13 protein-coding genes are annotated in these 11,588 nt (G+C 34.0%); 1 reads left to right on the top strand and 12 read right to left on the bottom strand.

Going from position 1 to position 11,588, the window contains the following annotated elements; genetic code table 11:
- The first annotated feature begins 584 nt into the window (after positions 1 to 584).
- The gene (locus ICJ85_RS12575; RefSeq protein WP_188224147.1) at positions 585 to 1,415 is read left to right on the top strand and encodes a mechanosensitive ion channel family protein; all 831 of its coding nucleotides are present in this window, start codon (positions 585 to 587) and stop codon (positions 1,413 to 1,415) included.
- Here ICJ85_RS12575 and tsaB read toward each other — a convergent pair.
- The 12 genes from tsaB to ICJ85_RS12515 all read right to left on the bottom strand — a co-directional run bounded on the left by tsaB (position 1,412) and on the right by ICJ85_RS12515 (position 11,515).
- Positions 1,412 to 2,089: a tRNA (adenosine(37)-N6)-threonylcarbamoyltransferase complex dimerization subunit type 1 TsaB gene (gene tsaB / locus ICJ85_RS12570; RefSeq protein ID WP_188224146.1), complete on the bottom strand. Its 678-nt coding sequence runs from the start codon at positions 2,087 to 2,089 to the stop codon at positions 1,412 to 1,414. The two genes, ICJ85_RS12575 and tsaB, sit on opposite strands and share 4 nt — an antisense overlap.
- A gap of 2 nt (positions 2,090 to 2,091) precedes the next feature.
- The gene (locus ICJ85_RS12565) at positions 2,092 to 3,420 is read right to left on the bottom strand and encodes a TolC family protein (RefSeq protein ID WP_188224145.1); all 1,329 of its coding nucleotides are present in this window, start codon (positions 3,418 to 3,420) and stop codon (positions 2,092 to 2,094) included.
- Positions 3,421 to 3,434: 14 nt separating this feature from the next.
- Positions 3,435 to 4,568, bottom strand: coding sequence for an efflux RND transporter periplasmic adaptor subunit (locus tag ICJ85_RS12560; RefSeq protein ID WP_188224144.1), 1,134 nt, complete (start codon positions 4,566 to 4,568; stop codon positions 3,435 to 3,437).
- A 16-nt stretch (positions 4,569 to 4,584) separates the two neighbouring features.
- On the bottom strand, positions 4,585 to 5,829 hold the full coding sequence (locus ICJ85_RS12555) for an ABC transporter permease (RefSeq protein ID WP_188224143.1): 1,245 nt from the start codon (positions 5,827 to 5,829) through the stop codon (positions 4,585 to 4,587).
- Between the two features lies 1 nt (position 5,830).
- Positions 5,831 to 7,060 (bottom strand): ABC transporter permease, encoded by a 1,230-nt coding sequence (locus ICJ85_RS12550; protein ID WP_188224142.1) that lies wholly within the window; start codon positions 7,058 to 7,060, stop codon positions 5,831 to 5,833.
- Entirely contained in the window at positions 7,053 to 7,754 is a 702-nt protein-coding gene (locus ICJ85_RS12545) for an ABC transporter ATP-binding protein (protein ID WP_188224141.1), read from the bottom strand. The genes ICJ85_RS12550 and ICJ85_RS12545 overlap by 8 nt, the downstream gene beginning before the upstream one ends.
- Positions 7,755 to 7,844: 90 nt before the next feature.
- A complete protein-coding gene (locus ICJ85_RS12540) occupies positions 7,845 to 8,075 on the bottom strand; it encodes a hypothetical protein (RefSeq protein WP_188224140.1) in 231 nt (76 codons plus the stop codon).
- Positions 8,068 to 8,601 carry a DUF420 domain-containing protein gene (locus ICJ85_RS12535; protein WP_188224139.1) on the bottom strand — a complete coding sequence of 178 codons (534 nt, stop codon included), beginning with the start codon at positions 8,599 to 8,601 and terminating at the stop codon, positions 8,068 to 8,070. The genes ICJ85_RS12540 and ICJ85_RS12535 overlap by 8 nt, the downstream gene beginning before the upstream one ends.
- Entirely contained in the window at positions 8,594 to 9,337 is a 744-nt protein-coding gene (locus ICJ85_RS12530; protein ID WP_188224138.1) for an SCO family protein, read from the bottom strand. Before ICJ85_RS12530 ends, ICJ85_RS12535 begins: the two co-directional genes overlap by 8 nt.
- Positions 9,324 to 10,046: a hypothetical protein gene (locus tag ICJ85_RS12525; RefSeq protein WP_188224137.1), complete on the bottom strand. Its 723-nt coding sequence runs from the start codon at positions 10,044 to 10,046 to the stop codon at positions 9,324 to 9,326. Before ICJ85_RS12525 ends, ICJ85_RS12530 begins: the two co-directional genes overlap by 14 nt.
- Positions 10,047 to 10,134: 88 nt before the next feature.
- Positions 10,135 to 10,515 (bottom strand): cytochrome C oxidase subunit IV family protein, encoded by a 381-nt coding sequence (locus ICJ85_RS12520; RefSeq protein WP_188224136.1) that lies wholly within the window; start codon positions 10,513 to 10,515, stop codon positions 10,135 to 10,137.
- Between the two features lie 19 nt (positions 10,516 to 10,534).
- Positions 10,535 to 11,515 carry a cytochrome c oxidase subunit 3 gene (locus ICJ85_RS12515; protein ID WP_188224135.1) on the bottom strand — a complete coding sequence of 327 codons (981 nt, stop codon included), beginning with the start codon at positions 11,513 to 11,515 and terminating at the stop codon, positions 10,535 to 10,537.
- Positions 11,516 to 11,588 lie beyond the last annotated feature (73 nt).

Here is an 11,588-nt window from a genome sequence, read left to right as displayed (position 1 = left end):
AAACCTCGTATCGCTATCTTTTTATGAACTTACCCTAGCAGCTTCGCCGCTAACGGGCTGCAAATATACCACCCTTTCTCTCTAACTAACAAACTTTTTTAAACCTTTTTTTTGAAGTTTTATATCCCAAGCTTATTATCAAGAGGTTACACTAAATTATTTTTAAGTTATGCTTTTTAAATGCCCTATTTAAATGCAAAACCTTCAGCTTTATAGTATCTATATATAATAACGTCTCTACCATAATACTTTATTAAAGTTGATTTCTGAGTTAGGGATAGTAATGATATCCTTTTTATGCTTGCATCCTACTTTCTTTGTTATATATATGTATAATAAATACCACTTTTTACTCTATAAATATATAGAAGCATAAAATGGATAGCCCGACCCGAAGTAAAACGAAGGGGAACGCCCAAAACATTCTATATAGATGTGACCTGAACAAAATTTAAGGGTCTTATGCAGCGTAAACACACTTAACTAATTATGACTTTTGTAGGATTTAACTATTTTTTTACCAGTTTTTCGGGGTAAAGTCTAGATTAGTTAATATTTTTGAATGAAATTTAAACAAACACATTATGAATTTAGCAGAAATTGATTTTGAAAGTTTTGACTCATCGAAGTTAATGGACTTTATTACAGAATACGGGCTGAAAGTAATCGGAGCGATTCTAATCTGGATTATTGGATCGTGGATTATTAAAAACATCCTGAAGGCATCTCGAAAAATTATGTCGAAAAGTAATTATGAGGAAAGTCTGCAAAGATTTTTATTAAACCTTTTTAGCTGGGGCTTAAAAATCCTTTTAATTATTACCCTGTTAGGAACCCTTGGTGTACCAACCACTTCTTTTGCTGCCATTATTGCCGCCGCTGGTTTAGCTGTGGGTATGGCTTTACAGGGATCGTTAGGTAATTTTGCCGGGGGGGTTTTAATTATGATTTTTAAACCTTTTAAACTTGGTGATTTAATTGAAGCTCAAGGTGAAATAGGTGTTGTAAAACACATCGAAATTTTCACTACAAAATTAACAGGACTTTCAAACAAAGAAATTATTATTCCAAATGGTGCCTTATCAAACGGAAACATTATTAATTACACTACTGAAGGCACACGTCGTGTTGACTTAGTTATTGGTGTTAGTTATGACTCAGACATTAAACAAACCAAAGACGTTTTAATGAATGTGTTAACATCGCACCCGAAAGTAATTGATACGCCTGCTCCAACTGTTAATGTTTTAGAATTGGCTGATAGCTCCGTAAACTTTGCTGTAAGGCCATGGTGTAACTCTGAAGATTACTGGACCGTTTACTTTGAATGTATGGAAAACATTAAATTAGCTCTTGATGCTGCTGGTATTGAAATTCCTTACCCACATCAAGTAGAAATACACAAAAATGCTTAAGACTTCGGTTTTGGTTTTGTAACCACAAAGTCTTTTAAATAATAAGGCTCAAAATAAGCGACATCTTCGGTGTCGCTTTTTTTGTACTTAGCATCACTTATTACTCCCATTTCGTTTGCAGAAGGTAATTTCTCATGTACAAAAATGGCATTAGGATGCTGAATTAAGGTCTTGGTCTTTTCCACACCGTTACCTATAAAGTATACTTTACCCCTATTTAAATATTCCGCGAACGCGTTTTCATCTAAAATTTGGGCTTCAGTTGCTCTTACCTCAGCATAATTAAAATCATAAATTGCCGAATACACTTCCATACGTCTGGCGTCTAGCATCGAGACAATAACGCCGTCGGTAATTTTTACCTGGCGAGCCAAAGCTTGTAATGTTGGCACAGAGACTAAAGGTTTATCTAAAGCAAAACACAACCCTTTAGCCGCAGAAACCCCGATACGTAAACCCGTGTAAGACCCCGGACCTTTACTTATAGCAATAGCATCTAAATCTTTCGAATGAACATTAGCTTCCTTTAAAACTGAATCGATAAATACATGTAAACTTTCGGCATGCGAATAATTTTTGCTGTTATCTTCTTTTAAAAAGATCGTTTCTCCGTCTCTTGACAAGGCTACCGAACAATTTGTTGTAGCCGTCTCTATATTAAGTATTAATGCCAATTTTAATCTGTTAATGTTTTTCCCATGTAAAAGTCTAAAACTTTTGTCTTAAAAACAAAATCATACTTCGCATTTATTAATAAATTTTGTGCATTCAGGTATCGTATTCTGGTTTGCTCTAAATCGAAAGCCGTCATGTTCCCAAATTTATAACGTTCTTCGGCATTTTCGAAGGCCAGTTTTTGAGATTCAATAGATTTTTTTGCAGATTCGTAGGTTTTTAAAGCTGCTTGAGCATCGGTAAATGCTCTTTGAATATTACCTTCTAAATCTAATTTAGCCTGCTGTAAATCTAATTTAGAGTTCAATTCCTGAATTTGAGATCTAGCTACTGCTGTTTTATTTTGAAACTGTGAAAAAATAGGAATACTTACTCCTAATCTAAACGAATGTGATTTTTGATTATTAAGCTGATTAAAAAATGAATCTTCATTTTCGGTTAAATTGGAATAAAAAACATTAGACCCAAAACCATAACCAAAACTTACACTTGGCCAATACCCTGCTTTATTAATTTCGGTACCCAGCTCGGCTACTTCTATATTTTTTTCTGCCAGTTTAATTTCATTTCTATTACCATAAGCATATTCTAAAATAGAATCGACATCATTATAGAACAAGGCAAAATAAGACACATCGATATTTATCATTTCTACCTGAAATCCTTTATATGGAATTTGAAGCAATTGAGATAATGTTAGCAAGGATAAATTATAATTATTCTCGGCCGTGGTTAAACTTTGCTCATCTGAAGCTAAAGTGGCCTCGGCATCGAAAATATTTGCTTTGGGCTGAACACCTGCCTCTACAAAACTTTTAACCTGCTCTAATTGGCTTTTAGAAAATTCAATTTGAGCCTTTGCAACCTCTAAATTTTCCTTATTAAATAAAACATTTAAATAAGCATTAGCTACATTTAGCGAAATATCGTCTTTTAATTGTTGTAATTGCAATTCACTCGCCTCTTGCGACAGTAACGACTGTTTATAAATATTTGTATTGCGAAAACCGTTAAATATATTCTGCGACACCTGTATTCCAAAATTGGTTTGGTGAGATGTACGATTAACAAACTGCCCTTGAAATAACTCTTGATTACCAAACCCCATAGACTGGCCAGCACTTGCTCCTAAAGAAGGTAACAAATTACCTTTTGCAGCTATTACATCTTGTTCGCTTGTTAAAATAGAATTATTAGACTTTTGTACACTAATATTATTCTCTAAAGCATAATCTATACACTCCTGTAAGCTCCATGTTTTTTGTTGAGCAAAAGCAGACGCCACTCCAAAAAGCAGTGTTAAAATTATATAGTTCTTTAATTTAAACATAATCAATTTATCTTTTAGTGTCTAGGACCTCTGCCTTCTTCCTTTTCATCTTCCGAAGCCTTGTTCCAGACTTTAACTTTATCTCCTTCTTTTAAACCTTCTGTAATTTCAACATTAATACCATCTGAAATCCCTAACTCCACATCTACTTTTTTGTATTTACCTTCTTCTTCTTCTTCTAATATTTCAACAAAAGGTTTTTCGGTTATTCGGTTATACTGAAGTAATGCTTCGCGGATTGCAAATACACTATCTTTACTTTCAATGTCTATTTCGGCATTGGCACTATATCCGGCTCTTACATTTATACCTTCATCGATTGTTACGTTAGCTTTAATGGTAAATTGAACGGCACCATTCTCTTCAATCCCTTTAGGGGCAATAAAAATTAATGTTGCAGGAAAATCTTTATCTTTTATAGCTCCTAACACTACCTTTATTTCCTTACCTTCTGAAATTTTACCAACTTCAGCCTCATCAACCTTACCTTCAAATATCATTTGGCTCATGTCGGCAACCGTTGCAATGGTTGTTCCATCATTGAAGTTATTACTTTCAATCACCTGATCTCCTTCACGTACCGGAATCTCTAAAATAGTCCCTGATATTTGCGCAATAATATTGGTATTGGCCGATGCACCTCCCGAAATAGAACCTCTTTTTATAATTTGATAATTATTTTGTGCCTGTCGTAACGTTTCCTTTGCCTGATTAAACGATAACTCACTATTTTCAAAATCCTGCTGAGCAATCACACCTTTTTCAAATAGCGCCTTATTTCTGTTATATAAGGTTTCTGCATTGTTAAAAGCCAATTGCGCCGTTTTTATCTGACTGTTGGCACTTACCAAACTTTGCTCGTTAGGTACTACCCGAATTTTAGCGATTAAATCTCCTTTTTCTACCTTATCACCTTCCTCCACCAGAATCTCATCTATAATTCCTGAAATTTGCGGCTTCAATTCAATTTCTTCTTCCGGATTTAATTTTCCCGTGGCTACGGCCTGCGTATTAATAGATGTGTAAAAAGGTTCCTCTACCTTAAAATCTTCAATAGCTTTGGAGTTGGCATCTTTAAAATATTTTAAAACCACCAATAGTAAAATTAAACCAACAATTCCAATTATAATTTTTACTGTATTACTCATGTTCTTTTTTTGATTATTACTCTTCTCTTAATGCTTCTATAGGTTTTATACTGGTGGCTTTAAAGGCAGGAATAAGCCCAATTAAAGTTCCCAGAATAACTAATATGACTAATGCTATAAACACAACAGCGATAGATACAGAGGCATTTACCAATGCTGCATCCTCTCCTTGTCCGAACAAATGGTCTAACAAAATTAAAATCCATCCTCCGGAAATAATTCCTAAAATTCCTGCGATTAAGGTTATAAAAACTGCTTCAACAACAATTTGTCTCTTAATTTCAAAAGGTGTCGCTCCCAAAGCTCTTCTAACCCCTATCTCTTTGGTACGCTCTCTAACGGTAATTAATAAAATATTTCCAATCGCGAAAACCCCCGCGATAAGTGTTGCTATGCCAACAAACCATGTTAAAAATTGCATTCCGGTTAAAAATCCGGTAAACTTGGCAAATTCTTTCCCCAGATTAAAACTTCCGAAAGCTCGATTATCATCGGGGTGAATGCTATTTAAATTTTTCAGCAAGAGTTTTGTATCAAGCTCTATTTGCTTGATATTGAATCCTGACTTACCAGTAATCATTAACCAGCCAATGCGGTCGCCTTGATTATATATTTGTTGATAGGTAGTAAAAGGAATATGCATATCCTGAGTAGGACCCATTCTAATATCTCCAACATCGAAAACACCAATAACTTTAAAATTGATACCGTTCAATTCAACATATTCACCTATAGCATTTTCATCCTTTTCAAAAAGTTGTTTATAAACATCATCTGAAATTGCTACTACTTTTTTATTATCCTTAATATCATTTTCGTTAATAAAACGCCCATTAAGCAAATCTTTCTTTTGAAGCTTATCTAATAACGGATAATCACCCGCCATACTAAAACTACCTGTCTGAAAATTTCGAGTTGCCGCTACCTGTTTTTGATTACGAGGCAAAACAAATTCAATACCATCTATGTTCTCTTCTATTTTTTTTGCGTCAGTTAAAGACAATTGCACACTCTTACCTTCTTGAAACCCCTTAAATGGGTTACTTGTTTTTTGTCCCCAGATAAAAACACTATTAGTTGCAAAATCCCCAAATAATCGATTAAAAGAATTTTCCAAACCTCTAGCCGAGCCTAACAAACCAATAAGTAACAATATACCCCACCAAACACCAACCATAGTCAATACAGAGCGAAGCTTATTTTTATTTAAACTATCTAAAACTTCTTGCCAAGTATCTCTGTCGAATAAAAATCTAAACATATTAATCATTTCTTAAAGCTACAATTGGTTTTATTTGAGATGCTTTTTTTGCTGGGACATACCCAGCAATACCACCGGCAATAATTAAGGTAATTGTTGCACCAAACACTAAGCTATTGCTAACACCTGGATCTTTTATAAAGTAAGCCTCTAAACTAGGACCTGCCAATTCTAATACACCAATACCAACCAATAATCCTACATAGCCAGCAATAGCGGTAATTAAAATAGATTCTATTAAAATTATAGAAACTATAGATCGAGGTGAAGCACCTAATGCTTTACGAATTCCAATTTCCTTAGTACGTTCTTTAACAATAAAAATCATGATATTACTAATCCCCACTACACCTGCGACCAATGTACCAAAACCAATAACCAAAATAATTACCGTTAAACTAAAGGTCATCATATCTACTCTTTTAGAGCTTTCGGCAAGATTAAAAATTCGGATGGCTCGCTGGTCTGAAGTAGCTACTGAAAACCGCTTTTTTAATTCCCGTGTTAAATCGTTTCCGAAAGCCAAGGCCTGATCATAATTTAATTCCGGATTATAAGACAAATTTATCTGGTCGATATAGTCATTATTACCATAAACTTGTTGCGCTGTAGAAATTGGCATATAAATTAATCGCTCTTCATTATCACCACCGTCGTCTGTAAAAACTCCAACCACTTTATACGGAATACCACTTAAATTAATGTATTTTCCCATAGCCGTGGTTTTAGAAAACAAATCTTCTTCAACCAAACGACCTATTATTACTACTTTTGTAAGATTGTTTAAATCGTTTTGATTAATATATCTTCCTTCTTTAATTTTAGTTTTTTCCAAAAACTGATGGTCTGGGTGAACAGCCCTAACACTGTAACTATTTTTCTCACTTCTATAGGATGCATTTACATTTCGATATATACGACCAGTAATGAATTCAACTTTTTCACCAAATTCGTCCTTAATAAAATCGAAATCTTCGTTTTTGAATTGAATTTTTCTTCCAGCTTGAAGTCCCTTATTTGCCCGAGTTGTTGTACCTGAATTGATAAAAATTACATTTGTAGCATCATCACCAAAAGCTTCTTTAAATGTGTTTTTTAAACCATTGGCAATACCAAAAAGAATGGCAAATAGTAAAATAGCAAATGCTACAGTAAACCCAGAAAGTAGACTTCGGGTTCTGTTTTTATTTATACTTTGAAATATTTCTCGCCAAAGATCTAAATCAAACATACTGTTCAGCTCTTACTTGATTTACTTTAGTATCTTCCATAATGACACCATCTCTTAAACGAATAATACGCTTACACATATTGGCAATATCTTCTTCATGGGTCACCATTAAAATAGTTTTCCCTTCATCATTTAACTGCTGAATGAATGCCATAATTTCGTGAGATGTTTTGGTATCGAGCGCTCCCGTTGGCTCATCGGCGAGTAATAATTTAGGATTTGCAGCTAATGCACGGGCAATCGCTACACGTTGTTTTTGCCCTCCGGAAAGTTCCTTAGGTAAATGGTGAGACCATTCGGCTAATCCAACCTTTTCCAAATGAAACAATGCCAGCTCTAAACGTTCCTTTCTTTTCATTCCTTGGTAGTATAGAGGTAGTGCTACATTTTCAAGTGCCGTTTTATAATTAATGAGATTGAAGGATTGAAAAATGAAGCCCAGAAATTTATTTCGGTAAACAGCTGCCTTTTTTTCGGTAAGATCTTTAATGGTTAACCCATCAAGAATATAATCACCAGAATCTGCTTCATCAAGCATTCCAATAATATTTAACAAAGTAGACTTACCTGAACCTGAAGACCCCATGATAGCCACCATTTCGCCTTCTTCAACCGATAAATCGATACCTTTTAATACGTGTAAACTGGAGTCACCTATAGGATAGGATTTGTGCAATTCATGAATTTGTAACATATACTAAGAAAGTTTGATTACTTAGGGTCGTTTGGAAGTTAGACTCACCAAGTAAGAATATGTTACAAAATAGTTTAAAAAATTTACACTTTACTTTTTTGATGTGTTAAATTTCTTATAAATAAGATAGCCGATACCTCCCACTAAAATGTAAGGCAGCGCCATTAAATATACGATACCATCATTTATTCCCTGCGCCGCAGATTGTCCTTCTTCACTTTCTAAAACGGCACGACACATAGCACATTGAGCATTGGTTTCTAAAAAAGAAACTAATACAAAAACACTGAATACAATTTTATATTTTACTGAATTATGCATAGTACGGAGAAATCATAATATAAACTACAACACCGGTAATAGCAACGTACAACCATAAAGGGAATGTAATTTTTGCTATTTTCTTATGCTTTTCAATATTATTAGTAATCCCTCGCACGTAAGTAATAAGCACAAACGGTATTACAATAATAGACATTAAAATATGCGTGATTAAAACAAAATAATACATATACTTTAATACGCCTTCTCCTCCAAATTTGGTAGAATCGCTCGTCATATGATAAGCCACATACATCACTAAGAATAGTAAGGATAAAATAATAGCAAACTTCATTAGTTGTTCATGCAATTTAATTTTCCCATTTTGTACTGCCATAAAAGCCAATACCAAAACCAAGGCCGTAATCGCATTAATCGTTGCATAAATTGGTGGTAAAAATACAGGAAGCGTAGCATCGATTTTAACACCAAATAAAACAGCAACCACTACCGGGATAACCACCGACAAAATAACAATTAACTTATTATACTTTTTATCGTCTATAATTTGCTCTGAATTATTCATCAAGTAACTTTTTAATATCTTCTTTTAATGCTGTGATTTCCTGAGGCGCGCCGTCTTCGTCTAACTGTTCTTCTTCTGAAGCAATACCTCTGTAATATATAATTGGATTTCCATAATCGTCTTTTCTAGATCTTATAAATCCGTTTTTATCAATTAATGCAAAGTTACCCGAATGTTCGAAACCTCCAGCTGCATTTTCGTCTTCGGCTGAATACAAATTAAACCCTTCGTTAGATAATTTATAAATCGCATCGCGATCACCAGTCATTAAATGCCAGTGTGGGTTTGTAACACCATATTGGGTTGCATATTCCTTTAACACTTCAACCGTATCATAAGCAGGGTTTATAGTGAATGATGCTACTCCAAAGTTTTCAAAATCTTTAAAAGTATTCTGAATCTGAACTAGGTTTTTACTCATCCTTGGGCAAATGGTTGGACACGTTGTAAAAAAGAATTCTACAACGTACACCTTACCTACATAATCTTCATTGGTTACGGTTTTCCCATTTTGGTCGGTAAATGAAAATGCTGGCACTTTTTTAGGCACACCATCAACTTCAATAAAAGCTAAATCGGATGTATGGTCTCTATTTTCATTTGCAAAATCACTACGGCTTTCATCACGAACCACATCGCCATTTTGAATGCGATCTATAATTTTTGGCACAAACAAAATACCAAACAGTAAAATGATAAATGCAATACCTATGTATGAATAATTATTCTTCTTCATGACTGTTTTTTAAATCGTTTTCTCTTCGGCTTGACGAATCGAATTCGCCTTTACGCTTCTGCCTGTATTCGGTAAACAAAATACGTAAATCGTCACTCATCTTATTTTTAATCTCGGCAACTTCAATCGTGTTGTATGCATACAAACCATAAACCGGATTATTCTTTTCTTTCTCACGGTCTTCTCTATCGTCGAATCGTCCTCGTTGGTATAAGTCTTTATCGATGATAAAAATTTTATTGGTTTCTAATCTCGACCCTAAAGCTTCTTCACTTTTTAAACTTGCATACACTTTTTCAATTTGTTCAGGTGTACCATACACAAAATGCCAGAATTTTAAGTCTTCATAAGTAAAGACTTCTTCCTTTAATTTTTCAACAGATTGTTCTGTTCCGTTAGGTACAACCAACACAATTTGAAACCTTTTAAAGCCTTTAAATTTATCGTAAACCAACTCCTTTAAATTTGAAGCTTCAACCGCATTATCCATTGGATTGATTCCTAAAAACCCTAAAACCGTAATGTGATCTTTTAAAAGAATGTCTTCTTCGTCTTCAGAGGTAAACCCTTCAAGATCTATTACCGATTTATTAACAATATCTAGCGGCGTGTAGTTATGTGTTGCCGGATATAAAAACAATAGAAAGGTTACAGGCAGAAAGAATAAAACTGCTAAAACGACGTATCTACTTATTTTCTTGTAATTCATTAAATACCTGTTGTGTATTGCGGTGCAAAAATAAAAAAAGGCGGTTTAATAACCGCCTTTATATTTCTATTTAACTAAATTATAATAGTTAAAAATCTGATTTTATATATCCTTTATCGTAAACGTTAAATACATATCCACCTTCTTGTAATAAGATAAAGGTTAAATAAAGAATTAAGAAAATGGTTGTCCAAACAACAGCACGTCTTAAGCCTTTGGTTTCATCACGCATGTGCATGAAGTCCCATGTAATATAATATGCTTTTACGATGGTTAAAATGATGAATATCCAGTTAAGTAATTTCATACCTAACACTTTTGCCATTAAAGCTTCTGGTTTGTAAATACCTAAAATAACTTCAATTGCAGTAACAATAGATAAGAAAATTAAAACACCCCAAATTTTTTGAGTATTGGATTTAAACTTAACTAATCCTCTAAATATTTCTAATTTATGATCTTGTGCCATTTTAATGCTATTTTAAATATTAAACTAGGTAGAAGAATGTAAATACAAATACCCAAACTAAATCGACAAAGTGCCAGTATAAACCAACTTTCTCAACCATCTCGTAACTCTTACGTTTTTCGTAAGTTCCTAAAACAACATTAAAGAAAATAATGATGTTAAGAACAACTCCAGAGAATACGTGGAATCCGTGGAAACCAGTAATAAAGAAGAAGAAATCTGCAAACAATGGCGAACCGTATTCGTTGTGCTGTAAGTTAGCACCTTCTACAACTAATTTTCCGTTAGTTTTTAATTGGTTTAAAGATTCAGCTCTTGTTAAAACTGTTTTCTGACCATCTTCAGTTAGTTCCTGAGTTCTGATTAAAAGGTTATCGTTTGCTTCAAAACCATGAATAACGTCTTCTACAGTATAGCTTGGTAAAGACCCTTCACCTACGAACCATAATCCGTTTTTACGCTCTTGCTGAACACGGTCGTGCTCTCCTGCAACTACAAAATCTTTTAATGCCACACGGTGACCTTCAGCATCTACAAATTGTAGAATGTTACCACCTTTAGTTTCTACTGCTCCAAAATCTCCTTTAATGAATGTCGCCCACTCCCATGCTTGAGATCCTACGAAGATTAAACCACCTATAATGGTTAAGAACATATATAAAGTAACTTTCGCTTTATTTAAGTGATGCCCTGCATCTACAGCTAACACCATAGTTACAGACGACATGATAAGTACAAAAGTCATAAATGCCACATAAATCATTGGCAACTCTTGCCCGTGTAAAAACGGTACGTGAGTAAATACTTCGTCGGCTATTGGCCACGCATCAATAAATTTAAATCTTGAAAACCCATAGGCCGCTAAAAAACCTGAAAATGTTAAGGCATCAGAAACGATGAAAAACCACATCATCATCTTACCGTAACTTGCCTTAAGTGGCTCATTACCACCACCCCAAGTTTTACCTCCTGTCTCAGTAGTTACAACTGTAGTACTCATATATGTTGGTTATTATTTTAAAATTTGGACAAAAATAAGTATTTTATTCATGTAATAAAACATCAAACTTAAT

It is taken from the genome of Aestuariibaculum marinum (assembly GCF_014596975.1).
GTDB classification, from domain to species: domain Bacteria; phylum Bacteroidota; class Bacteroidia; order Flavobacteriales; family Flavobacteriaceae; genus Aestuariibaculum; species Aestuariibaculum marinum.
The sequence above is the reverse complement of the archived record's forward strand: the minus strand, read 5'-3'. Positions and strand labels throughout refer to the sequence as shown.

Bases quoted from the DNA above. Each gene is read 5' to 3' on its own strand.
- ICJ85_RS12540 (WP_188224140.1), bottom strand. From the start codon at position 8,075: ATGCATAATTCAGTAAAATATAAAATTGTATTCAGTGTTTTTGTATTA.
- ICJ85_RS12515 (WP_188224135.1), bottom strand. From the start codon at position 11,515: ATGAGTACTACAGTTGTAACTACTGAGACAGGAGGTAAAACTTGGGGT.
- ICJ85_RS12525 (WP_188224137.1), bottom strand. From the start codon at position 10,046: ATGAATTACAAGAAAATAAGTAGATACGTCGTTTTAGCAGTTTTATTC.
- ICJ85_RS12565 (WP_188224145.1), bottom strand. From the start codon at position 3,420: ATGTTTAAATTAAAGAACTATATAATTTTAACACTGCTTTTTGGAGTG.
- ICJ85_RS12520 (WP_188224136.1), bottom strand. From the start codon at position 10,515: ATGGCACAAGATCATAAATTAGAAATATTTAGAGGATTAGTTAAGTTT.
- ICJ85_RS12545 (WP_188224141.1), bottom strand. From the start codon at position 7,754: ATGTTACAAATTCATGAATTGCACAAATCCTATCCTATAGGTGACTCC.
- ICJ85_RS12560 (WP_188224144.1), bottom strand. From the start codon at position 4,568: ATGAGTAATACAGTAAAAATTATAATTGGAATTGTTGGTTTAATTTTA.
- ICJ85_RS12550 (WP_188224142.1), bottom strand. From the start codon at position 7,060: ATGTTTGATTTAGATCTTTGGCGAGAAATATTTCAAAGTATAAATAAA.
- ICJ85_RS12530 (WP_188224138.1), bottom strand. From the start codon at position 9,337: ATGAAGAAGAATAATTATTCATACATAGGTATTGCATTTATCATTTTA.
- ICJ85_RS12535 (WP_188224139.1), bottom strand. From the start codon at position 8,601: ATGAATAATTCAGAGCAAATTATAGACGATAAAAAGTATAATAAGTTA.
- ICJ85_RS12555 (WP_188224143.1), bottom strand. From the start codon at position 5,829: ATGTTTAGATTTTTATTCGACAGAGATACTTGGCAAGAAGTTTTAGAT.
- ICJ85_RS12575 (WP_188224147.1), top strand. From the start codon at position 585: ATGAATTTAGCAGAAATTGATTTTGAAAGTTTTGACTCATCGAAGTTA.